20 protein-coding genes are annotated in these 23,310 nt (G+C 71.6%); 11 read left to right on the top strand and 9 right to left on the bottom strand.

The genetic code is table 11. From position 1 onward, the window contains the following. Positions 1–69 precede the first annotated feature (69 nt). Positions 70–1,311, top strand: a complete 1,242-nt coding sequence (gene rho / locus AC068B_RS17315) for a transcription termination factor Rho (protein WP_478672365.1) — start codon at positions 70–72, stop codon at positions 1,309–1,311. Here the strand turns inward: rho and AC068B_RS17310 are convergent. Continuing rightward, a complete protein-coding gene (locus AC068B_RS17310; RefSeq protein ID WP_478672364.1) occupies positions 1,298–2,581 on the bottom strand; it encodes a M6 family metalloprotease domain-containing protein in 1,284 nt (427 codons plus the stop codon). The genes rho and AC068B_RS17310 overlap by 14 nt on opposite strands. 291 nt (positions 2,582–2,872) lie before the next feature. On the opposite strand from AC068B_RS17310, the gene AC068B_RS17305 reads away from it, so the two are divergent. Next, positions 2,873–3,529 carry a TetR/AcrR family transcriptional regulator gene (locus AC068B_RS17305; RefSeq protein WP_356263320.1) on the top strand — a complete coding sequence of 219 codons (657 nt, stop codon included), beginning with the start codon at positions 2,873–2,875 and terminating at the stop codon, positions 3,527–3,529. A 104-nt stretch (positions 3,530–3,633) separates the two neighbouring features. After that, the gene (locus AC068B_RS17300; RefSeq protein WP_478672363.1) at positions 3,634–5,157 is read left to right on the top strand and encodes an MFS transporter; all 1,524 of its coding nucleotides are present in this window, start codon (positions 3,634–3,636) and stop codon (positions 5,155–5,157) included. 49 nt (positions 5,158–5,206) lie between these two features. Here the strand turns inward: AC068B_RS17300 and AC068B_RS17295 are convergent, their stop codons facing one another. Continuing rightward, positions 5,207–5,722 carry a MarR family winged helix-turn-helix transcriptional regulator gene (locus tag AC068B_RS17295; RefSeq protein WP_478672362.1) on the bottom strand — a complete coding sequence of 172 codons (516 nt, stop codon included), beginning with the start codon at positions 5,720–5,722 and terminating at the stop codon, positions 5,207–5,209. 148 nt (positions 5,723–5,870) lie between these two features. On the opposite strand from AC068B_RS17295, the gene AC068B_RS17290 reads away from it, so the two are divergent. Continuing rightward, positions 5,871–6,641: a dioxygenase family protein gene (locus AC068B_RS17290; protein WP_478672361.1), complete on the top strand. Its 771-nt coding sequence runs from the start codon at positions 5,871–5,873 to the stop codon at positions 6,639–6,641. Positions 6,642–6,668: 27 nt separating this feature from the next. Here the strand turns inward: AC068B_RS17290 and AC068B_RS17285 are convergent, their stop codons facing one another. Then, positions 6,669–7,694, bottom strand: a complete 1,026-nt coding sequence (locus AC068B_RS17285; protein ID WP_478672360.1) for a questin oxidase family protein — start codon at positions 7,692–7,694, stop codon at positions 6,669–6,671. A gap of 477 nt (positions 7,695–8,171) precedes the next feature. On the opposite strand from AC068B_RS17285, the gene AC068B_RS17280 reads away from it, so the two are divergent. Next, positions 8,172–9,173: a sigma-70 family RNA polymerase sigma factor gene (locus tag AC068B_RS17280; protein ID WP_356263309.1), complete on the top strand. Its 1,002-nt coding sequence runs from the start codon at positions 8,172–8,174 to the stop codon at positions 9,171–9,173. A gap of 99 nt (positions 9,174–9,272) precedes the next feature. Here the strand turns inward: AC068B_RS17280 and AC068B_RS17275 are convergent, their stop codons facing one another. Next, positions 9,273–10,295: a helix-turn-helix transcriptional regulator gene (locus AC068B_RS17275; protein ID WP_478672359.1), complete on the bottom strand. Its 1,023-nt coding sequence runs from the start codon at positions 10,293–10,295 to the stop codon at positions 9,273–9,275. A gap of 62 nt (positions 10,296–10,357) precedes the next feature. Here AC068B_RS17275 and AC068B_RS17270 point away from each other — a divergent pair, with 62 nt between their 5' ends. Next, entirely contained in the window at positions 10,358–11,890 is a 1,533-nt protein-coding gene (locus AC068B_RS17270; RefSeq protein WP_478672358.1) for an MFS transporter, read from the top strand. Positions 11,891–12,020: 130 nt separating this feature from the next. On the opposite strand, the gene AC068B_RS17265 is transcribed toward AC068B_RS17270, so the two are convergent. Further along, positions 12,021–13,274 carry an extracellular solute-binding protein gene (locus AC068B_RS17265; RefSeq protein ID WP_478672357.1) on the bottom strand — a complete coding sequence of 418 codons (1,254 nt, stop codon included), beginning with the start codon at positions 13,272–13,274 and terminating at the stop codon, positions 12,021–12,023. Positions 13,275–13,429: 155 nt separating this feature from the next. Between AC068B_RS17265 and AC068B_RS17260 the strand changes: the two genes are divergently transcribed. The 5 genes from AC068B_RS17260 to AC068B_RS17240 all read left to right on the top strand — a co-directional run bounded on the left by AC068B_RS17260 (position 13,430) and on the right by AC068B_RS17240 (position 18,498). Beyond that, positions 13,430–14,107 (top strand): TetR/AcrR family transcriptional regulator, encoded by a 678-nt coding sequence (locus tag AC068B_RS17260; protein WP_478672356.1) that lies wholly within the window; start codon positions 13,430–13,432, stop codon positions 14,105–14,107. A 168-nt stretch (positions 14,108–14,275) separates the two neighbouring features. Further along, on the top strand, positions 14,276–15,037 hold the full coding sequence (locus AC068B_RS17255; protein ID WP_478672355.1) for a DeoR/GlpR family DNA-binding transcription regulator: 762 nt from the start codon (positions 14,276–14,278) through the stop codon (positions 15,035–15,037). Continuing rightward, positions 15,034–15,987, top strand: coding sequence for a 1-phosphofructokinase (pfkB, locus tag AC068B_RS17250; RefSeq protein WP_478672353.1), 954 nt, complete (start codon positions 15,034–15,036; stop codon positions 15,985–15,987). Before AC068B_RS17255 ends, pfkB begins: the two co-directional genes overlap by 4 nt. Before the next feature lie 67 nt (positions 15,988–16,054). After that, positions 16,055–18,097 (top strand): PTS fructose transporter subunit IIABC, encoded by a 2,043-nt coding sequence (locus AC068B_RS17245; RefSeq protein ID WP_478672352.1) that lies wholly within the window; start codon positions 16,055–16,057, stop codon positions 18,095–18,097. 131 nt (positions 18,098–18,228) lie between these two features. Continuing rightward, positions 18,229–18,498, top strand: coding sequence for a hypothetical protein (locus AC068B_RS17240; RefSeq protein ID WP_468563603.1), 270 nt, complete (start codon positions 18,229–18,231; stop codon positions 18,496–18,498). Positions 18,499–18,555: 57 nt separating this feature from the next. On the opposite strand, the gene AC068B_RS17235 is transcribed toward AC068B_RS17240, so the two are convergent. The 4 genes from AC068B_RS17235 to AC068B_RS17220 all read right to left on the bottom strand — a co-directional run bounded on the left by AC068B_RS17235 (position 18,556) and on the right by AC068B_RS17220 (position 23,307). Continuing rightward, a complete protein-coding gene (locus AC068B_RS17235) occupies positions 18,556–19,332 on the bottom strand; it encodes a DUF6227 family protein (RefSeq protein WP_478672351.1) in 777 nt (258 codons plus the stop codon). Positions 19,333–19,545: 213 nt separating this feature from the next. Further along, the gene (locus AC068B_RS17230; RefSeq protein WP_468563599.1) at positions 19,546–20,724 is read right to left on the bottom strand and encodes a L,D-transpeptidase; all 1,179 of its coding nucleotides are present in this window, start codon (positions 20,722–20,724) and stop codon (positions 19,546–19,548) included. 230 nt (positions 20,725–20,954) lie between these two features. After that, on the bottom strand, positions 20,955–21,980 hold the full coding sequence (locus AC068B_RS17225; RefSeq protein WP_478672349.1) for a P1 family peptidase: 1,026 nt from the start codon (positions 21,978–21,980) through the stop codon (positions 20,955–20,957). Between the two features lie 70 nt (positions 21,981–22,050). Next, positions 22,051–23,307: a low temperature requirement protein A gene (locus AC068B_RS17220; protein WP_478672348.1), complete on the bottom strand. Its 1,257-nt coding sequence runs from the start codon at positions 23,305–23,307 to the stop codon at positions 22,051–22,053. Positions 23,308–23,310: the final 3 nt, after the last annotated feature.

Genomic DNA, 23,310 nt, shown 5'->3' with positions numbered 1-23,310 from the left:
TCGTACGGGACGTGGTCATTGCCGTCCCGCCGGGCCCTCTTCTTCGCATGTCGCGAAAGGACCCACATCATGACTGCCACAACCATCGAACAACCTTCATCCATAGCTGCTACTGCAGCTTCAACTTCCACTTCGACTGACCACTCCTGCGCCGGAGTTCTCGACATCGGCCGGGAAGGCCGCGGGTTCCTCCGGGGCGCTTCCTGCCTCCCCGGGAACGGCGACGTACAGGTGCCCGCAGCCCTCGTCCGCCAATTCGGGCTCCGCGCGGGCGACTTCGTCGAAGGCGTCTGCGGGCGGCCCCGCGTGCTCGCCGGGGTCGAGCGGGTCAACGGGCACGCCACCCGCACCCTGCGCGGGCGGCGGCGGTTCCAGGACCTCACGCCGCTGCACCCCCGCGAGCGGCTCCGCCTGGAGACCGACGGCGGGCCCGTCGCCGGGCGGCTCGTCGACCTCGTCGCGCCCGTCGGCAAGGGGCAGCGCGGCCTGATCGTCGCCCCGCCCAAGACCGGCAAGACCGTGCTGCTCCAGCAGATCGCCGCCGCGGTCACCCGCAACCACCCCGAGTGCCATCTCATGGTCGTCCTCCTCGACGAGCGGCCCGAGGAGGTCACCGACATGCAGCGCTCGGTCCGCGGCGAGGTGCTCTCCTCGACCTTCGACCGGCCCGCGAAGGAGCACATCGCCCTCGCCGAACTCGCCGTGGAGCGCGCCAAGCGCATGGTCGAGGAGGGGCGGGACGTCGTCATGCTCTTCGACTCGCTGACGCGGCTGTGCCGTGCGTACAACAACGCGGCCTCCGGCAGCGGCCGCACCCTCAGCGGCGGTGTCGACGCGGCCGCCGTGCAGGGGCCGAAGCGGCTCTTCGGTGCCGCGCGCCTCGCCGAGGAGGGCGGCTCCCTGACGATGCTCGCGACCGTGCTCGTGGAGACCGGATCGCGCGCCGACGACTACTACTTCGAGGAGCTGAAGGGCACCGGGAACATGGAGCTGCGGCTCGACCGCGCGCTCTCCGACCGGCGCGTCTTCCCCGCGATCGACATCACCCCTTCCGGCACCCGGCGGGAGGAACTCATGGTCCCGGAAGTCGAGTTGAGCGCCGTGCGCGGGCTGCGGCGCGCCCTGAGCGGCCGGGGCGGACAGGGTGCCCCCCTGGAGGCGCTGCTCGACCGGATCCGCAAGACGCCGAGCAACGCCGCGTTCCTGCGGCAGGTGCGGCAGACCGTGCCGGGGGCGCAGCCCCGCGCCGACGAGGCCGTCACCGCAGCCACGATCACCGGTACGCCCACGGTCACCGCTACGGCCGCGTGACGTGCACGCGGTAGTCGCCGTCGCCGGTCACTCCCGCCACCGTGACCCGCACGCCCGTCTTGCGGTCGGTGAAGGTCTCGCCGATGCCGTAGGTCGCGTCGGAGAGCTCCGCGTGGACGTTGGGGCGGCGGGTGCAGCCACCGCTGTCGGGTGTCGCGTCGGAGACCGTGACCGGGCCGTGGCCCGTGTCGACCTCCGCGTCCACGCGGTAGATCAGGACGCCCGGCTTGCACACCGCCTCGTCGTTGCCGCCACGGGTGCGGACCTCGATCGCGTACCCCGTCTTCTCGGTCAGCGGGGCGAACGCCAGCTTCGTGCCGCCGGAACCGGCGAGCGGGGACAGCACGTGCTCGGTCGTGCCGGAGCTCGCGGCGCAGCTGATCTGGTCGTCGTCGAGCCAGCCCAGCTTCCACTTGTGCCAGGCCAGCAGGTCGTTGTTGGCGCCCCAGTCCTCGCTCATGATGTCCCAGTGGCCTACCGCGCCGCCGCCGTCCTGCGTGTACAGGTCGGGCAGGCCGAAGACGTGGCCGTTCTCGTGCGGCAGGACGCGGTAGCCCGTCTCCCGGTAGCTGCCCGAGCCGTCGTCCTGGCGGCTGTAGACGAAGGACGCGTTGGAGACCGGCACGCCGTCCGCGACCGGCGCCTCGTGGTTGCCCGCGAAGGTCACCGACAGGACGGTGTCGAGGGCCGAGGGACCCGCGTTCGGGGTGATCAGGATGTTCACGAGGTCGTACGTCCGGAAGTCCACGTCGGGGTCGGCGGCCGCCACGATGTCCTCGACGAGCGTGCGGTAGCCGGGGTCGAAGGGGGCGCCACGCTCTATCCCGTACTCCGCGAACGACTTGGGCATCCGCAGCCAGTGCGGCACGGGGGACTCGGGGCGGTAGTCGAGGCGTCCGTAGGAGCTGGTGCGGAACCAGTCGGCGGTCTGCGGGAAGAACTCCGAGAGGCGGTCCATCGCCTTGCCCTGACCGGGGGCGTCGGAGAAGTCGACCATGAGGTTCAGGGCCCGGACGGTGCCGGTGGAGCGCGAGTAGCCGGGCGGTGTGGGCACGCCCTCCGACATCTGTACGCCCATCGCGCCGCTGATCATGCAGGGGCCGAGGGTGGTGCTGCGGGCCAGGGACACCGGGCCCGCCGCGCTCTGCGAGCCCTCCATCAGGCGTCCGGTGCTCGCCGACGTGGTGATCACGAGGGCGATCGCGGCGACGGATCCGAGGGCGATGCCCCGGCGGGTGGGGCGTATCCGGCGCCAGGTCGGCTGCTGCATGCATGGGCCTTCCGCTCCGCGGCAGCCGCCGGTCATGGCTGCACCCTGTTCGATCACCCTCTGCCGGGGGGTGCGCGGGCGCTCGCTGGGTGCGACCGATCGTGGGTTTCTTGCCGGGAAGTGCTGTGACTCAGGTCACATGAATTTGGTTGAGGAGCGGGAAATATCCGGGGACTCCTTCCCCGTTTAGACCTGTGTCCGCGTGAAACGGGGAGTCACTCCCCGCATCGCGGGACCACGCCGGTCACGTACACCGACACCGACTCGACACCGAACACACGAGGAGCAGCCGTGGACACCGCCACCGCCCCGCAGCGCCGAGTCCCGCGACCGCGGGCCGACGCCCTGCGCAACCGGGAGCGGATCGTCGCCGCCGCGCGCGAGATGTTCGTGGAGCACGGGTCGGACGTACCCCTCGACGAGGTCGCGCGCCGGGCGGGCGTCGGCAACGCCACGGTCTACCGGCACTTCGCCGACCGCCCCGAGCTGGTGCGCCAGGTCGTCCTCTCGGTGACGGACCGCGTCGCGGCCCACGCCGAGCAGGGCATCGCCACGGCGGACGCCGACGAGGGCGCCGCCTTCGACGCCCTGCGCACCTTCGTGCACGCCGCGGCCGAGGAGCGCATCGGGGCCATGTGCCCGATGCTGTCGGCCGACTTCGACCCCTTCCACCCCGACCTGCTCGACGCCCGCGAGCGGCTCGAACGCTCCATCGAAGGCCTCATGGAGCGCGCCCGCGCGGCCGGTCAGCTGCGCACCGACATCGCCGTCGGTGACCTGATGGTCGCCCTGTCCCAGCTGACCAGGCCGCTGCCGGGCACGGCCTGCCCGGGCATGGACAGCTTCATCCACCGTCATCTGCAGCTGTTCCTGGACGGCCTGATGGCGCCCGCCCGGTCCGAGCTTCCGGGGGCGGCGGCGACGCTGGAGGACCTCCGACAGACCTGATCGCGCACCGCGCACGCCTCACCGCGCACCGCGCTCGCTTCATCTTTCTGCTTTTACCGGCTCGTACCTCTTTGACCACTCCGTACCGCTAGGTGGCTACTCCTATGTCCGACACAGCTCTCAAGCCCGCATCCGGGCCCGACGCCAAGCGCTGGAGAGCGCTCGTCTTCATCGCTCTCGCGCAGCTGATGGTCGTGCTCGACGCGACCATCGTGAACATCGCGCTGCCCTCCGCCCAGCAGGACCTCGGCATATCCGACGGCAACCGCCAGTGGGTCATCACGGCCTACGCGCTCGCCTTCGGCGGTCTGCTGCTCTTCGGCGGCCGCATCGCCGACCTGTGGGGCCGCAAGCGCACCTTCGTGACCGGCCTGATCGGTTTCGCCGGGGCCTCCGCGCTCGGCGGCGCCGCGACCGGCGAGGCCATGATGCTGGGCGCCCGCGCCCTCCAGGGTGTGTTCGGCGCGCTGCTCGCGCCCGCCGCCCTCTCGCTGCTCGCGGTGATGTTCACCGACGCCAAGGAGCGCGCCAAGGCCTTCGGCATCTACGGCGCGATCGCCGGTGGTGGCGGCGCCGTCGGCCTGATCCTCGGCGGCTTCCTCACCGAGTACCTGAACTGGCGCTGGACCTTCTTCGTGAACATCCCGTTCGCGGTGGTCGCCGCCCTGGGCGCGTACTTCGTCATCCGTGAGCCGGCCGGCGGCCGCAACCGCTCGCCGCTCGACATCCCCGGCGTGGTCCTCTCCACCCTCGGTCTGGTCTCGCTGGTCTACGGCTTCACCCGCGCCGAGTCCGCGGGCTGGTCGGACGCAGTGACGGTCACGATGTTCGTCGCCTCGGCCGTGCTGCTCGCCGCGTTCGTCCTCACCGAGGCCAAGGTCAAGTCGCCGCTGCTGCCGCTGCGCGTCCTGACCGAGCGCAACCGCGGCGGCGTCTACATGTCGCTCGGCCTCGCGGTCATCGCGATGTTCGGCCTGTTCCTGTTCCTCACGTACTACCTGCAGATCGTGCAGGGCTACTCGCCGGTCAAGACCGGCTTCGCGTTCCTGCCGATGATGGTCGGCATGATCACGGGCTCCACGCAGATCGGTGCCCGTCTGATGACCCGCGTCGCGCCGCGGCTGCTGATGGCCCCGGGCTTCCTGCTCGCCGCGGTCGGCATGCTGCTCCTGACGCAGCTGGAGATCGGCAGCTCCTACACCGGTCTGATCCTGCCCGCGCAGCTGATGCTGGGCCTCGGCATGGGTACGGCGTTCATGCCTGCCATGTCCCTGGCCACGCACGGCGTCGAGGCCCGTGACGCCGGTGTCGCCTCCGCGATGGTCAACACCTCGCAGCAGGTCGGCGGCGCCATCGGCACGGCCCTCCTGAACACCATCGCCGCCTCGGCGACCACCGCGTACCTCACGGACCACGCGGCCGGTGCCACCAACCCGAAGCTCCTCCAGGCGCAGGCCATGGTCGAGGGCTACACCAGCGCCATCTGGTGGGCGGTCGGCATCCTGGTCGTCTCCGCGCTGATCGCGGCGACGTTCGTCACCACCGGCCACCAGGGCGGCACGTCGGCTCCCGCCGACTCGTCGGACGGTGTCGAGGACGAGGTCAAGATCCCGGTGATGGCCCACTGACCCGGGACCGCGGCAAGCCGCTGCCCCGGGAGGGTTGCGGGCGGCGCACCTAGCGGAGCCAGGGGAGGTCTGCCCCGGCCTCCTTGGGCTGAAGTCCCTCGGCGACGATCTTCATGATCTCGCCGAGGGACTTCTGCTGTTCCGGGGTGAGCCGGTCGAAGAGGGCCTGGCGGACGGCGGTGACATGGCCGGGGGCGGTCCTGCGCAGCACCTCGAAGCCGTCGTCGGTCAGGATCGCGAGCTGCCCACGCTTGTCGGACGGGCAGTCCTCGCGGCGCACCCAGCCGCTCTTCTCCAGGCGCGCGATGGCGTGCGAGAGACGGGACCGGGTGATCTTCATGGTCTTGGCCAGCTCGGTCATCCGCAGCCGCCGCCGGGGGGCGTCGGACAACTGGACCAATAGGCCGTAATACATGTGGGGCATGCCCGCGTCGCGCTGCAGCTGACGGTCGAGGAAGTCGTCGAGAAGAGTGGTCGCCTGGAGGTACTCCCGCCAGACGCACTGCTCGTCGCCGTCCAGCCAGCGCGGCTCGCCGGTCGGGGGAGGGGTCGCTGCCGTATCCATGGACCCCACTGTACGAGGTTGTTCCTTGAACTTTGAACAAACCACCCGTACGATGGGCTCATAAAGCTTGAGGTTTCAAATACCTCATTCAAGCGCTTCGTACAAGTGCCTCGTTCGATCGCCTGGTCCCGCCCGCCGGAGGTGCGCGATGTCCCGCATGCCCGCCCTGTATCTCAGCCACGGCGCCCCGCCGCTCGCCGACGACCCGGTCTGGCCCGGCGAGCTGGCCGCCTGGTCCGCCGGGCTGCCGCGCCCGAAGGCGATCCTGATGGTCTCCGCCCACTGGGAGGAGGCCCCGCTGGCCCTCTCCGCCACCCAGACGCTGCCCCTCGTGTACGACTTCTGGGGCTTCCCCGAGCACTACTACCAAGTGACGTACGCCGCGCCCGGCGCCCCCGAACTCGCCGCGTCCGTACGGAAACTGCTGCACGCCCCCGGCACGCCCGTGCAGGACGTGCCGGACCGCGGGCTCGACCACGGGGCGTACGTGCCGCTCGTGGAGATGTACCCGGACGCGGACATCCCCGTGCTCCAGATCTCCCTGCCGACCCTCGATCCGCGCCGCCTCATGGACATCGGCCGCAAGCTGGCGCCGCTGCGCGACGAGGGCGTGCTGGTCGTCGGCAGCGGCTTCTTCACGCACAACCTGGCGGCGCTGCGGCAGGGCGGCGTCCCCGCCTGGTCGGCGGAGTTCGACGCGTGGGGCCACGAGGCCCTGGAGGCGGGCGACGTGGACGCGCTGCTCGACTTCGGGCGGAAGTCCCCGGCCGGGCAGCTCGCCCACCCGCGCACCGAGCACTTCGCGCCGCTCTTCGTGACGCTCGGCGCGGCCGAGGCGGCGGGGGACCTCGGTGCGCAGCGCAGCGTGATCGACGGGTTCTGGATGGGGCTCGCGAAGCGGTCGGTGCAGTTCGGGTGAGCGCGGGCCGTCCCGGCGTGCGCGGCGTCAGGCGAGCGGCTCGCTGAGCTCGATCGCGCGCAGGGCCGCCGCCAGCGCCTGTTCGTCGCCGACGTCGAGCGCCGTGTCCGTCAGCTTGATGACGTGCTCGTCGCCGTGGGCCAGGGCCCGCTCGAAGGCCTCCTCGGCGGTGAACGTGCCCGGCGGGGTGTACGCCACCGGCTCGTCCGGCGCGTACATGGCGGTCACCGCCGCCGACGCGGTCCACGCGGCGTGCAGGCTCGGCACCCACAGGGCGCGGGGGAGCGCGGGCAGGGCGCGCAGCACGGCGTTGGGCGCCGTCGCCGCGTGCACCAGCATCGTCTCGTCGCCGTGGCCGTGCGTGACGTACCGGTGCGTGGCCGCCCGCACCAGCTCGGTCAGCCTGCGCCGCGCCTCCTCCGGGGCGTCCACATCGGTGGCCCACGCGGGCAGCCCCTCGACCCGGGCGAGCCGGGTGGGGAAGCCGCCGTCCGCCCGGTTCGCGATGGGCGGCACCGCCTCCAGGGCGTCGGCCGCGCTATCGGCACCCGGCAGCATGGCCACGCCGGTCAGCGGGTGGTGGCGGGCCGCCCAGTAGCCGAGGCCGTGGGCGAGCTCGTCGAGCCGGGGCCCGGTCGCGCCGCCCTCCTCCAGCGTGCGCACGGCGTGGCCGACCCGGATCACCGGATGCGACGAACCGCCGTACAGACCGGGCAGCAGCCGCGGCCACCACAGGGCGAGCACCTCGCGCCAGGACTGCTCCCCGCTCTCCCTGATCTCCCGTTGGAAGTACGCGATCCAGTCCGCCGCGCGCCGCGTGTCACCCAGTGCCGAGGCCCAGTCCCCGTCGGTGAGCGGCTCTACCGCGGCGGGAAACTCCTCCAATCTGGGAGCGTAAAGATCGAGCCACCGGTGGACGGCGCGGGACTGCCCGCGCGCGGCGAGCGCCTCGACCGCCATCGGGGCGTGGTTGGTGAGCCGCCCGAGACGCTCGGGCCCCGAGGCGTGCAACCGCTGCAGGGCTTCGTCGAGGGTGCCTGTGGTGTCGTTCATGGAGGGAAGGTAGGCCGGAGACCTGCCGACGGGTAACGGTCTCGGGGCCTAGTCCCGGGGGCCTAGGGACCGCTCGTGCTGGGCGGTGGGCCGACTTCGATCAGACAGGACTACTCGTCCTGTAACCGAGCACACGACCAGGGTGGGGACCGGAATCCGCTCCTGAGCAACCAACGGGCGGTGCGGGTCGTCTTCAGGGTGGGAGGGCAGCCAAGGGCGGCGCTCTTCCCGCAGGAGGGCGACGGTGTCGACGGTGACGGCCGGTCTGACCTGCACCTCTACGCGGTCCGGCGGCATCCGGCCGCCCGTGTGGCGCCACAGGGTACTGCACCGTCAGGAAAAAAGATGTGCGGCTTGGGAATTCTGTCCGGATTCCAGTCGTTGTTTCCAACGGATGCAGGGCACCCGAGGGTGTGCCATCCACCACAGAGGCCCCATGAATGGGCCGACCAGGACAACCATCGCAAGGGAGCACGCATGGCAACCCGTGCCGTCGCCCGTCGTAAGTCCGCCGCCTCCGGCGAGACCGACGCGGCACGCAGTGTTCGCGCCGTAGGCGGGGAGATCGCCGACCGCGACCTGGTCGGCATGTACCTCGACGAGATAGCGCGCACGCCGCTGCTCGACGCCGCCAAGGAAGTGGAGCTCTCCCAGGTCATCGAGGCCGGGGTGTATGCCCGGAAGATCCTGGACGGCGAGGTCGAGGACAGCAAGGTCACCGCGGACCGCGAGGAGCTCGAAGCCCTCATCGCCGACGGTGAGCGCGCCAAGGACGTCTTCATCCGTTCGAACCTCCGCCTGGTCGTCGCGGTCGCCCGCCGTTATCCGCGCAGCGGCCTCCCCCTGCTCGACCTGATCCAGGAGGGGAACGCGGGCCTGGTCCGCGCAGTCGAGAAGTTCGACTACGCCAAGGGCTTCAAGTTCTCCACGTATGCCACCTGGTGGATCCGTCAGGCCATCACCCGCTCCATAGCCGACCAGTCCCGCACCATCCGCCTCCCCGTCCACCTGGTGGAGGAGCTGGGCCGGATCCGCCGCGTCCAGCGCGAGTTCAACCGCGAGAACGGCCGCGACCCCGAGCCCGCCGAGATCGCCACGGAGCTCGCCTCCACCCCGGCCCGCGTCACGGACGTCCTGGACTGGGCGCGCGACCCCGTCTCGCTGAACATGGGCGTGGACGACGACGGCGACACCCAGTTCGGTGACCTCCTGGAGGACACCTCGGCCGTCTCGCCCGAGCAGTCCGTCCTCTCGCTGCTCCGCAGCGAGGAGCTCGACGGCCTGATCGGCCGCCTCGACCAGCGCACGGCCTCCATCATCAAGATGCGGTACGGCATAGACGACGGCCGTGAGCGCACGCTGACGGAGGTCGGCAAGGAGCACGGGCTGACGCGTGAGCGGATCCGCCAGATCGAGAAGCACGCGCTTCTCGAGCTGAAGAAGCTGGCGCGGGACACGGGCTTCGACGCGGCGGCCTAGGCGGCAGCCGCTCTTGAGCCTTGAGCCTTGAGGCTTGAGGCTTGAGCCCTGAGCGGCCCACTGACCGGGTCCCGGTGCCATCCCCCCGGCGCCGGGACCCTATTTCCCCTGCCCCTTCCTCTTCCTCTTCCCCGCGCCGGTGATCGACCGGGACAGGCGGGCGCTGATCTCCCCGATGCAGTCGACCAGTTCCCGCGGACCGTGCACCGTGAAGTCGCAGTCCATGACCGCGAGGCGGACCGCCAGCCACTCGATCGAGTCCGACGCCTGGCAGCGCAGACGGCAGCTGTGGTCGTCCAGGGACTCCACGGGACCGAGCGTCGAGGCCAGCCGCGCGGTGACGAACTCCGCGGGCGCCGCGAAGGACACATCCAGGTCGTACGTGGGCCGCCCGCGCCACATCGAGTCGCGGATGAACGCCGCGGCATCCCCCTGCGGCAGCTCCCGCGGCACGAACCGCGCCCCCGTCGCGAACGGCTCGGACACCCGGTCCACCCGGAAGGTCCGCCAGTCCTCACGGTCGATGTCGTACGCCACGAGGTACCAGCGGCGCCCCGTCGAGACCAGCCGGTACGGCTCGGTGAGCCGCCGCGACGCCGTGCCGTCCCCCGAGCGATAGGCGAACCGCAGCCGCTCGTGCCCGGCCGCGGCCGACGCCATCACCGTCAGCGTCTCCGGCGCGATGCTCGCCCCGTCCCCGCTGGTCAGCGGCGTCGTCGCGATCTGCAGCGCGGAGACCCGGTGGCGCAGCCGCCCCGGCAGCACCTGCTCCAGCTTGGCGAGCGCCCGCACCGACGCCTCCTCCACGCCCTCCACCGCGTGCCCCGCCCCGGCCCGCAGCCCGACCGCGATGGCCACCGCCTCCTCGTCGTCCAGGACCAGCGGCGGCATGGCCTTGCCCGCGACCAGGCGGTAGCCGCCCGCCGCGCCCTGGGAGGCCCGCACCGGATAGCCGAGGTCCCGCAGCCGGTCGATGTCCCGCCGTACCGTCCGCCTGCTGACGCCGAGCCGTTCGGAGAGCTCGGCGCCCGGCCACTCGCGGGGCGTCTGCAGGAGGGAGAGGAGCTGGAAGAGCCTGGCCGGGGTGTCGGTGCCCGCCGCTGTCGTACCGTCCGTCGTCATGTCGTTCAGGATGCCGGAGAACTAGGACATGAGCTGACCTATATGGCCTCTAGCCTTACGGCATGACTTCACCCAGCACCACTTCCGCTCCCGTGTCGCCGGTGGCCGCCGGCGACCGGCGGCGTTGGTTCGCCCTGGCGATCGTGATGACCGCCGCCTTCATGGACCTCGTCGACGTCACGATCGTCAACATCGCCATCCCGTCCATCCAGCGTGACGCGGGCGCCACGTTCAGCCAGATCCAGTGGATCACCGCTGGCTACTCGCTCGCCTTCGCCGCGGGTCTCGTCACCGGCGGGCGCCTCGGCGACATCCACGGCCGCAAGCGGATCTTCCTCATAGGCATCACCGGGTTCACGGTCGCCTCCGCGCTCTGCGGTTTCGCGGCGAACCCGGAGATGCTGGTCGCCTCGCGCATCCTGCAGGGCGGCATGGCCGCGCTGATGGTGCCGCAGGTGCTGTCCATCGTGCACGCGACCTTCCCGGCCCACGAGCGCGGCAAGGTCTTCGGCCTCTTTGGCATGATCGTCGGCCTCGGCGCGGTCTCCGGGCCGCTGCTCGGCGCGCTGCTCACCGAGTGGAACATCTTCGGCCTTGAGTGGCGGCCGATCTTCCTCATCAACCTGCCGGTCGGCATCGCGGGCATCATCCTCGGCCGGAAGTTCATCTCCGAGTCCAAGGCGCCGCGCGCCCTCAAGCTTGACCTCGTCGGCGTCGTCCTGGTTACCGCCGGTCTGCTGATGCTGCTCTACCCGCTCACCCGCGGCCGCGAGCTGGACTGGCCGGTGTGGGGGTACGTGATGATGGCCGGTTCGCTGGTCGTCTTCGGCGCGCTCATCGCGTACGAGAAGTGGAAGACGGCGAAGGACGGTTCGCCGCTCGTGGAGCTGTCGCTGTTCAAGGTGAAGAGCTTCGCCGCGGGCATCGCGGTGCAGACGGTCTTCGGCGTCACGCTGGGCATCTTCTTCCTGGTCTGGACGCTCTACATGCAGGTCGGCCTCGGCTGGACCGCGCTGCGCGCCGGGCTGACCGGGGTGCCGTTCTCGATCGCCGTCTCGGCGGCGGCCGGTATCTCCGTGCAGAAGCTCGTGCCCCGCTTCGGCCGCAAGGTGCTGCAGGCCGGTGCCCTGGCGATGGCCGCGGGCGTCCTGATCTACATCTGGGAGGCCGGGCGGTACGGGGCGGACATCGCGCCCTGGCAGATGGCGCTCCCGCTGGTCGTGATGGGCGTCGGCATGGGGCTGATCGTGGCCCCGCTGACGGACGCGGTCCTCTCGGGCGTCCCGCAGGAGCACGCGGGTTCGGCCTCGGGGCTCATCAACACCGTGCAGCAGATGGGCACCGCGCTCGGCCTCGGCCTGGTGTCGGTGGTCTTCTTCGGGGTCATCGACGAGCGGGTCACGCCCGACCGGGTCCCCGCGGAGTTCGTGGACGGGTTCCAGAACGCGCTGTGGTGGGTGGCGGGCGTGCTCGCCGTCATCTTCCTGGTGATGTTCGCGCTCCCGGCGAAGCCGAAGCAGCACATCGAGGGCGGCGGGGACGAGGGTGTGCCGGACGCGGACCCGGTGGAGAAGGAGCCTGCGCTGACGCCGTGATCGGTGGCCGGTGGCCGGTGGCCGGTGGCCGTACGAGGTTCCCCGCGCCCGGTGCTTCCAAGGGGTGCGGGGAACTGCGCGACCAGCCACAGCGAGCCCGCAGGTACGAACCGCCCCACTAGCGGAGCTCTTAAAGTTCCGCCTGGGCCGCCATCGTGTCCAAGGACTCCAGGACCGCCTTCGGGCTGCCGCCCTTGGCCACCGCCTCGCCGATGTGACGGCGCACCGCGTTCCTGACCTCCGGCCACGAGCCGAGGTTCGTCGGCTGGAACTGGGCCTGCGGCATCTGGTCGATGAAGTCCCACATCGGGCGCTGCTTCGGGTCCTTGCGCAGGGCGTCCGACGCCGAGCTCGTCACGGGCAGCGCGGACTGGCCCCCGCCGTACGCAAGGGCGGACTTGCGTCCGTACAGATAGCTCAGGAACGTGCCGCACTGCTCGCGCCGCCCGTTCTGCTTGAACGCCATCAGCCAGTCGTTGAGCCCCACCGGCGGCGCCGCGCCGCCCAGCTTCCGGGGGAACGGGGCGTGCGCGTAGGGGAACTTGGCCTGGTCGGCGGCGCCCATCAGGACCGGGTGCGCGATCATCATGCCGATCTTGCCGCGCAGGAACTGGGCGTACGCGTCCGTCCTCGTCAGCGACTTGGGGTCGGCGCCCGCCAGGCCGCGCGCCACGAGGTTGTCGCGGAGCCAGGTGAGGGTGTCGATGTTGCTGGGGGTGGCGAAGTCGTAGCCGGTGAGGGCGGCATAGCCGCCGCCGTCGGCGAGCAGCCAGGCGAGCGCCTCGTCCTCGGCGGCCTCAGGCCCGAGCTGAAGGCCGTACGGGGTGGGCACGCCGATCGCCTTCAACGCCACGGCGGCGTCGCGCAGTTCGGCCCAGGAGCGGGGCGCCTTGATGCGGGCCTGCTTGAACAGCGCCTTGTTGTAGAAGAGTCGCGGGGTGCTGGCCAGGAACGGCAGGCCGTACTGGACGCGGTCGACCATGCCCGCCTCCGCGTAGGAGCGGATGAAGTCGCCCTCGGTACGGACGTCGAAGAGGTCGGACGCGCCGTACAGCTTGCCCTCCTCGGCGTAGGGCGCGAAGAGGTTGGACTGGGCGATGTCGGGGGCGTCGCCGTCCTTCACGCGCCGAGCCAGGGTGCGGTCGAGCTTGGCGAAGGGGACGCGTTCCAGGTCGACCTCGATGCCCGGGTGGGCCTTCTTGAAGGCGCCGATGAGGCTGCCCCACTGGTCGCCGATGGAGGAGCCCACGCTCTTGTCGTAGCTGGCCACGAGGAGCCTGAGCGGGGTGTCGGTCTCCGCGGAGCAGGCGCTGAGGCCGGCGGCGCCGAGCGCGGTGGCGCCGGTGAGACCGGCCGTGTGGAGAAGGAACTGCCGACGACGCACCGCTGTTTGCCACCTCTTGCTCGCACCGCGTGCCGTACGCGTGCCTTCCGCGCACTCTCCGGCGCGGCTTACGGTGGCAGATTGTGTCACACGGGCAGTAAGTGCCTCCGGACGGTTCCGAACCCCCGTACGGAAGCTGACATAACCTGCCTGACATGCCTGACACGCCTGCCGTTTCGCTGACGGAGCGACGCAAGAACGAGACCCGCCTGGACATCGCCCGCACCGCGGCCGCGCTCTTCGTCGCGGACGGACTGCGGGCCACCCGCGCCGAGGACATCGCGCGGTCGGCGGGCGTCGCGCCGCGCACGTTCTACCGCTACTTCCCGACCAAGGAGGAGTCGGTCGCACCGCTCTTCACGGCGGGCGCGCAGCAGTGGGCGGAGGCGGTGCGCCGGGCTCCCGCGGGCCTGTCGGTCCCGGACGCGCTGCGGCACGCGGTCACGGAGGCGCTCGCGGCCGACACCCCGAGGGCGGCGGAGTCCCTGGCCTGGGTGCGCTCGCTGCTGCGCATGTCGGCGGAGAGCCCGGCGCTGCGGGCGGTGTGGGCGGACGCGTGCCATGCGTCGGAGCAGACGCTGCTGGCGATCCTCGCGGAGCGGGCCGGGGGGACGCCCCCTGCCGGGCCGCCCCTGGAGCTGCGCCTCGCGGCGGGCGTCGCGAGTGTGGCGGTGCGGGTGGCGGTGGAGACGTGGGCGGCGGGGGACGTGAGTCCTGAGGGGGCGGCAGGGTCTGAGGGGGCAGCAGGGTCTGAGGGGTCGGCAGAGTCTGAGGGGCCCGCGGGGCTGGCGGAGCGGTGTCTTGCGGCGCTGGAGACGTTTCCCTGGCCGTAGGTCCGGCCGCAGGTCCGGCCGCAGGTTCACGGGTCCAAAGCAACGCCCCCGTAGAGGCAGAAGTCCGTTTGTGTCCGAGTCAGGCCCGAACCTGTTTACTTTCCGGAAATCCGGCCGTACTCTCCCAGTGAAACCACAGGCTCGGGCATGCGGCGGAGGCAAACGGACATGTACGCACCGGAGCGGCAGCAGGAGATCCTGCGCCTTGCACGCGACGGCGGCCGCGTCGACGTGCTGTCGCTGGCCGAGGAGTTCCAGGTCACCGCGGAGACCATCCGGCGCGACCTGAAGGCGCTCGACCGGGCCGGACTCGTGCGCCGCGTGCACGGCGGTGCCATACCGGCCGGACGGCTCGACTTCGAGCCGGACCTCGCCGAGCGCGAGGGCACCGCCGCCGACGAGAAGGACCGCATCGCCCGCGCCGCCCTCGCCGAACTGCCCGCCGAGGGCAGCATCGTCCTCGACGCGGGGTCGACCGTCGCGCGGCTCGCGGCGGCACTCCCGCTGGAGTCGACGCTCACCGTCGTCACGCACGGGCTGCCCACCGCCGCCCGCCTCGCCGACCACCCCGGCATCCAGCTCCACCTCATCGGCGGCCGGGTCAGGCAGCGTACGCGCGCGGCCGTCGACGCATGGGCGCTGCGGGCGTACGGCGAGATCCGCGCCGACGTCCTCTTCCTCGCCGCCAACGGCTTCTCCGCCGACGCCGGACTCACCACCCCCGACCTCGCCGAGGCGGCCGTGAAGCGCGCGGCCATCGCGGCGGCCCGCCGGGTCGTGCTGCTCGCGGACTCCGCCAAGCACGGCCAGGAGCACTTCGCGCGCTTCGGCGCCCTGGCCGACGTCGACCTCCTGATCACCGACACCGGCCTCACCGACCACGACGCCGCCGCCATCGAGCGCGCGGGCACGGAAGTAGTACGCGCATGATCCTCACCGTCACCCCCAACCCCTCCCTCGACCGCACCTACGAGGTGCCGTCGCTCGACCGCGGCGAGGTCGTCCGCGCCACCGGCGAGCGCGTGGACCCGGGCGGCAAGGGCGTCAACGTCTCGCGGGCCGTCGCGGCCGCGGGCGTGCGGACCGTCGCCGTACTGCCGCTGGGCGGAGCGCCCGGCGCGCTCGTCGCGCAGCTCCTCGACGAGCAGCGCATCGAGGTCGCCCCGGTCCCCGTCACCGGGCAGACCCGTTCCAACATCGCGGTCGCGGAGCCCGACGGCACGCTCACGAAGATCAACGCGCCCGGCCCCGAACTCTCCGACGCGGAGCGGGAGCTGCTGCTCGCCACCGTCGGTGACCGGTCGCAGGGCGCCGACTGGATCGCCTGCTGCGGCAGCCTGCCGCGCGGCCTGAAGCCCTCCTGGTACGCGGAGCTCGTGGCCCGCGCGCACGCGGCCGGTGCCCGGATCGCCCTGGACACCTCGGGGCCCGCCCTGCTCGCTGCGCTCGCGGAGCGCCCCGACGTCGTCAAGCCCAACGTCGAAGAGCTCGCCGAAGCCGTGGCCCGCCCCCTCAAGACGGTCGGCGACGCGGTCGAGGCCGCCGAGGAACTGCGGCAGGCGGGTGCCCGGGCCGTTCTCGCCAGCCTCGGCGCCGACGGCCAACTCCTGGTCGACGCGTCGGGCACGTACTTCGCGAGCGCTCCCGTCGACGCCGCCGCCGTGCGCAGCAATGTGGGGGCCGGTGACTCCTCCCTGGCCGGTTTCCTGATCGCGGGCGGCTCCGGGCCCCGCGCCCTCGCCTCCGCCGTGGCGCACGGCGCGGCCGCGGTCCAGCTCCCCGGCAGCGCGATGCCGACCCCGGCGGACCTGGCGCCGGACGCCGTCACGGTGACGGCCGAGGTCCCGCTGGAGCGCGTACTGACCGAGCCCGCCGCATGAACCCTCCTGCCGCCGTCCCCCCAACAGCCGCCGCCCGCCGGGCGATACGCGTGCAAAGGAGCCCGCGATGACCGACATGATCACCGCGGATCTGGTCGACCTCGAACTCGACCTGTCCGCCGACACCAAGGAAGCGGCGTCCCGCGCGCTCGCCGAACGGATGGTGGCCCTGGGCCGGGTGACCGACCTCGACGGCTTCCTTGCCGACGTGGCGGCCCGCGAGGCGCAGATGCCGACCGGCCTGGACGGCGGCATCGGCATCCCGCACTGCCGCAGCGCGCACGTCACCGAGCCGACCCTCGCCTTCGGGCGTTCGGCGCGCGGCATCGACTTCGGCGCGCCGGACGGCCCCGCCGACCTGATCTTCCTGATCGCGGCCCCGGCGGGCGCGGACGACGCCCACCTGACGATCCTGTCGTCGCTGGCACGGCAGTTGATGGACGCGGAGTTCACCGGAGCGCTGCGGTCCGCCTCGACGGCGGCGGAGGCGGCGGCGCTGATCAGCGGCGAGGACGCGGCAGCGGCTGCTGAGGAAGCGGCTGCCGAGGAAGCGACTGCCGAGGAAGCCGAACCTGCCGCTCCCGGTGCCCCGGTGGGCGGCGGCTCCGGCCCGGACGAGCCCTTCCGTATCGTCGCCGTCACCTCCTGCCCCACGGGCATCGCCCACACCTACATGGCCGCGGAGTCCCTGGAGAACGCGGCCCGCGAGGTGGGCGTGGAGATCACGGTCGAGACGCAGGGGTCGGCGGGCTTCACCCGTCTCGACCCCGAGGTCGTCGCCGCGGCGGACGCCGTCGTGTTCGCCCACGACGTCCCCGTGCGCGACAAGGACCGTTTCGCCGGAAAGCCCACCGTCGACGTGGGCGTGAAGGCAGGCATCAACCGCCCCGCCGAACTCATCGCCGAGGTGCGGGAGAAGGCGGCCCGGGGCGAGACCACCGCCGCCTCCACCGGCCCCACGCCCGTGGAGGGCGCCGGGGACGACGGCGACGGCTACGGCACCAAGCTGCGCAAGTGGCTGATGTCCGGCGTCAGTTACATGGTCCCGTTCGTGGCCGCGGGCGGCCTCCTCATCGCCCTCGGCTTCGCCATCGGCGGCTGGAAGATCGACAAGGCGCCGTCGGTCGCCGAGCACTTCATCTGGACGGACCACACCAGCTGGGCCGCGCTGCTCTTCCAGATCGGCGGGCTCGCCTTCGCCTTCCTCGTCCCGGTCCTCGCGGGCTACATCGCGTACGGCATGGCCGACCGGCCCGGCCTGGTCCCCGGCTTCGTCGGCGGTTCGGTCGCCGTCACCATCAACGCGGGCTTCCTCGGCGGTCTCGCCGCGGGCCTGCTCGCGGGCGCCGTCGTCATGGGCATCCAACGGGTCCGCATCCCGGCCGTGCTGCGCGGCATCATGCCGGTGGTGGTGATCCCGCTGATCTCGTCGGCGGTGGTCGGCTTCCTGATGTTCCTCGTCGTCGGCAAGCCCATCGCCTCGTTGCAGAGTGCGCTGACCGACTGGCTGGAGGGCCTCTCCGGGGCCAACGCGATCATCCTGGGCGTCATCCTCGGCCTGATGATGTGCTTCGACCTCGGCGGCCCGCTCAACAAGGTGGCCTACGCCTTCGCGATCGGCGGCCTCACCCACCCGACCGACGGCAGCCTCAAGGTCATGGCCGCGGCGATGGCCGCGGGCATGGTCCCGCCGCTCGCCATGGCCCTCGCCACGACGGTCCGCGGCCGTCTCTTCACCAAGACCGAGCGGGAGAACGGCAAGGCGGCCTGGTTCCTCGGCGCCTCCTTCATCACGGAGGGCGCAATTCCGTTCGCGGCGGCCGACCCCCTGCGCGTCATCCCCGCCTCGATGGCGGGCGGCGCGGTCACCGGCGCCCTGTCGATGGCCTTCGGCTGCACGCTGCGCGCCCCGCACGGCGGTGTCTTCGTGGTCCCGCTGATCGGCCAGCCCCTGCTGTACCTGGTCGCGATCGCCGCCGGTGTCTGTGTCTCGACGGCCGTGGTGGTGCTGCTCAAGGGCGCCAGGAAGACGACGCCTCCGGGCGCGGCCGACGAGACGGCGCCCGCGGCCGAGGAGCCGGTGGCGGCGAAGGCGACGGCGAGCGTCTGAACCCGGACGTTTCCCCTCCCGAACGTCCCTGAAGGGCAACCGGTCCCGGAGTGTGCGACTTGCGTCACTTCGGGACCTAAGTCCTATTACCCCCTGTCGAAAGCCCCCGCCCCTGTTGTCTACTGGGCCGCATGCTCCAGGATGTCTCGATCGTTCAGCAGATAGGCGTGGCCGTTCTCGCCGTGGCGACCGTCGTCTGGGCCGTCGGCCTGGTGCGGGTCATGCGCAAGGACCGCTTCGACATGGAGGCGTGGCGCCAGACCCCGTCGCTCCGTGCCCCGGCGCTCCGAGCGCTGCCGACCCAGCAGGGCCCGCCGCGCACGGAGACCGTGGAGCTCACCGCGGACGAGCGGGCCGCTTTCGCCGGTCTCGTACGGCAGTTCGGCGAGGGTCGCTCCTAGGCGCCCCTGAGGGCCCCTGAGGCCCCTGAGGACTTCCGGGGTTCTTCTGGCGGGCCCCTAGCCCCGCGTCCGGCCCTCCCGGGTCCAGGCACGGGCCCTGCGCTCCATCGCGGCGCGCGCCGCCTCCTCGGTGTCGTACACCTCGCACATGTGCCGCCCGTCGGGCGTGAGCGTGTGCTCGACCTCCCACAGGCTCGTCTCGCCGCCGTCGAAGAGCAGGAACGCGTGCTCGTAGAGCGAGAAGCACATGCGCACTTCACCGGCGAGGCGCGGACGGCCGAAGGCCTGGGTGATCTGGTGCGCGAACGCGGCGCGCAGCAGCCGCGCGACGCTCGTGCCCGGCCGGTCGCCGTCGGGGTTCTCCGCGCGGCGCAGCAGGCGGCGCGCGTGGTCCGCGGAATCGTCCGGAACATACGCATGGCGGGGCTCTGAGTCGGCCGGAAGCTGGAGCACGACCGGTCGGCCGCACGCGGGCGGGTCGGGCGGCAGCGGCAGGCGCGAGGTGGCGACGCCCGCCTCCTCCTCGTCGGCATAGAGCTCGTGCGTCGGGGCGCTGCCCGGCGCGGTGTTGTGGACGAGCTCCCAGAGCGTGAGCACGGACGCGTCGGCGAGCAGCCAGGTGTGTCTGAACGTCTCGCGGTGCAGCCCCGAGCTGTGGTGCGCGGAGTGCAGCGAGGTGTCGTGGGCGAGGGCGGAGCCCAGCCGGGCCATCACCTCGTCCGGCAGATCGAACGAGTTCAGGGCGCGGCCGAGGAGTCGCTCGAGATGCTCCTCCGGAGAGTGTGGCTCGGGCGACTCGGGTGGCTCGTACGCAGTGTCGTACGGAACGCTCAAGGCTTCTCCCGGCGTTGCTACATGTCACCTGGTGAGTGCATACCGTAGCCCCTCGGTCCGACATCATGCCCTGGAACCGGAAAACGCGCGGGTACGAAACCCGGGACTTGGAAAACGGGCGAGCCACGCGGGAAGTTCCCACGTGGCTCGCTCAGTTGTGAGGTGCGGCCGGGGCGGCCGCGGCAGCCGGGACGGCCGCCGAGGGGGCGTGCGTCAGCTCGCGCTGCCCGCGGTCCACTCGCTCCACGACATGTTCCAGCCGTTGAGGCCGTTGTCGGGTGCAACGGTCTTGTCGGGCGAGCCCTTGACCGTCACGACGTCGCCGATCAGGGAGTTGTTGTAGAACCAGGCGCCCTGGGTGCTCGGGTCGCCCGCGCCGCGCGCGTCCTGGAGGCCGACGCAGCCGTGGCTGGTGTTGGCGCTGCCGAAGATCGAGGGCGAGCCCCAGTAGTTGCCGTGGATGAAGGTGCCCGACGAGGACAGCCGCATGGCGTGCGGCACGTCCTTGATGTCGTACTCCCCGCCGAAGCCGACCGTGTCACCGTTCATCCGGGTCTGGGTGAACTTCTCCGAGATGACCATCTTGCCGTTGTACGTCGGGTTCGACGGGCTGCCCGCGGAGATCGGGACGGACTTGATGACCTTGCCGTCCCGCTCGACCGTCATCTTCTTGGCCTGCACGTCGACCGTGGAGACCTGCGCGCGGCCGATGTCGAAGGTGACCGTCTTGTTCTGCACGCCGGTGACGCCGTCCGCGCCCTTCACGCCCTCAAGGTTGATCTTCATCGTGACCTTGGAGCCGGCCTTCCAGTAGTCCTCAGGGCGGAAGTCCAGGCGTTGGTTGCCGAACCAGTGGCCGACGACCTTCTGGCCGCTGCTGGTCGTCACCGTGATGTGGGACTGGACGTCCTTCTTCTCCGTGATCGCCTTGTCGAAGTTGAAGGAGACCGGCATGCCGACGCCGACCTTGGCGCCGCCGTCGGGTGCGTAGGTGCCGATGAAGCTGTTGGCGGAGGAGATCGTGGTGAACGTCGCGTTCTCGGTCGCCGCGTTGCCCTTGGCGTCCTTGGCGTTCGCCGTCACCTTGTACTTCGTGCCGCGCTCCAGCTGGGCCTTGGGCTTCCAGGAGGAGCCGTCGCCGGAGATGGTGCCCTCGACCGCGGCGCCGGACGTCGCCGACGTCATCTTCACGTCGGTCAGCTTGCCGTTCTTGACCTTGACGCCGGTGGCGTTGATCGAGGCGTCGGTGGCGCCGTCCTTCGACGAGATGGTGATGTCGGCGCCCTTGGCTGCCGAGGAGCTGCCGCCGTTCTTCTCGTCCTTGGCATCGGCGTCGCCGCCGCAGGCCGTGAGGGTCAGCGCGCCCACGGCGGCGAGCGCGGTGGCGGCCATAAGGGCACGGCGCCGGGGGTTGACTATGACCGACCTTGTCACGGGCTGCTCCAAGTACGTGTTCTGACTCAGTACGAGTTAAGAGCGGCCTGTGCCCCGGATAGGTTCCGTGCGGACAGTGTGAGTGTGAGCACACTTGCCGTGCCCAACGCGCCTGCGAGCGCGGCGATTTGCTTGCTTTGTCCCCTCCTGTTCTCTCCTGTTCCCCCCGGTTCCCTCCTGATCCCGTGCTACTTGCCGTAGAGATCGAGGTACGAAGGGAAAGTTCCGCCCGGCGTCTCCACGGAGTCAGCCGCCAGCATCGCCCGCGTGATCGCCTCCGTCACCAGGTCCGCGCCCGCGGCGAGGATCTCGTTGAGGGCGAGCGGGTTCCCGGCCGCCAGGGCGTGCTCCCCGGTGGCGAGGGCGAAGACGGTGTCGCCGTCGTTGAGGAGATGGACGGGCCGCACCGCGCGCGCCATGCCGTCGTGCGAGGTGCCCGCCAGCTTCTGCGCCTGCGCCTTGGTGAGTTCGGCGTCGGTGGCGACCACGGCGAGGGTGGTGTTCAGCGGGGGCGGCCCGTTCTCGACGGCGGCCTCGGCGAGGCGCCGCGTCGCCTCCTCGTGGACCTCGGGCGCCGGATAACTCACCCGCTGCCCCCTGAAGTACTGCCCGTACAGCGCCCCTGTCTGCGGATCGACCGCCGAGCCCGCGGCGTTCGCCACGGCCAGCGCGGCGACCGTGATCCCCGAGCCGAGGCGGACACTGGCGCTGCCTACGCCGCCCTTGAACCTGCCGACCACCGCACCCGTCCCCGCCCCGACGTTCCCCTCCACGACCGGGGTGAACGGCTCGGTGCGTGCGGCGTCCTCGACGGCGGCCCGGCCGGTCGCCGCGTCGGGGCGGGCCCCGAAGTCGCCGCCCCGGCCCAGGTCGAAGACGCAGGCGGCGGGGACGACGGGCACGACGTGGGAGGGGTCGGCGCCGACCCGCACGCCCCGGCCCCGCTCCTCCAGCCATGCCATCACGCCCGACGCGGAGTCCAGCCCGTACGCACTGCCGCCCGTCAGGACCACGGCCTCGACGCGCTGCACCAGATTGCGCGGGTCCAGGGCGTCCGTCTCGCGGGTGCCGGGACCGCCGCCCCGCACGTCCACGGCCGCGACGGCGCCGCCCTCGGGGGCGAGGACCACGGTGGTGCCGGTCAGGCGGCCGTCACCGGCCCGCGTGGCATGGCCGACGCGGAGGCCCGCGACATCGGTCAGGGAGTCGGTCATCGGTCGGAACGCGGCTCCGGTGGAATCAGCGGAAACAGGTGTCATGAGGAAGGCGTACCACGCGGCCCGGTCACGGGCGCCGCGCCGTCCGGGTGGTGAGCGTCACCCCCGTCGCGACGGTCGCCGCGGCGACCAGCCCCGCCACCAGCACCGCCCAGCGGCCCGCGAACGTACTCGCAAGCACCGCCAACGCACTGACCGGCAACACCAGTTGCTGCGCCACCCCCACCTTGTAGTAACGGGAGTGCAGCGCCCACACCGTGATCAGATACAGCGCCGTCGGCACGGTCACCGCGGCGGACGCCGCCACCGTCGAGATGTGCGCCTTGCCGACGGCCTGCTCGACCGCCACCTCGATCCCGGCCCCGATCGCCGCGGCCGAACCCAGGATCACGTAGTGCCCGTAGCCCCACAGGAACGCCTGGCGGTTGCTCCTCAGCCGACCGTGGATGGGCACGACGAAGTAGATCCACCACGCGGCGAACACCACGAGGAGGCCGCCCGCGGCGATGGGCAGCAGCTCGTCCAGCGCGTCGTGCTCCTCGATGCCCGACTTCACCGCGACGGTCGCCGCCGCGAGGGTCTCGCCAAGCACGATGATCGTGAACAGGCCGTACCGCTCGGAGATGTGGTGCGGGTGCCACGCCGTCGTGTACGCGCGCTCCGCGATCACCGGCACGCACATCTCCGCGACCGCCATCACGAGGAAAAGCCAGGGCCTGGCGCCCTCCGGCAGGAACAGCAGCCCCGACCAGCCGACCTGGCAGAGCAGCACGCCCGCCGCGTACCGCAGGGCCGTCCCGCGCTCGGCGCCCGTCGCCGCCCTTGCGACGCGCAGCCACTGGGTGGTGAGGGCGACCCGCATGATCAGGTAGCCGAGCCAGACCAGGAGGAAGTCGTGCTCCTGGAAGCCCTTGGAGACCCCGGCGGCGAAGACGAGCACACCGGCGATCTGGATCAGCGTGACCACGCGGTACAGCGCGTCGTCGTTGTCGTACGCCGAGGCGAACCAGGAGAAGTTGACCCACGCCCAGAACATCGCGAAGAAGACCATCGCGTAGTTGAGGACGCCCTCGCCCGCATGCCCCTCGGCGACGGCATGCACCAGCTCGGCACCGGCCTGTGCGACCGCCACGACGAAACACAGGTCGAAGAAGAGCTCCAGCGGTGTCGCGGCGCGGTGCTCCTCGTCGCGGCCCCTGGCCAGGAGCGGCCGCAGCGGTTTGGTGAAGGGGGTGGTGGGTGAGGTCGACGAGGCAGATGAGGTCGATGCGTCCGATGAGGTGGGTGCGGTTGGTGGGATCGGTGAGTCGGGGGAGGTTGCCATGCC

This window comes from Streptomyces sp. NPDC042371 (assembly GCF_056437465.1).
The sequence above is the reverse complement of the archived record's forward strand: the minus strand, read 5'-3'. Positions and strand labels throughout refer to the sequence as shown.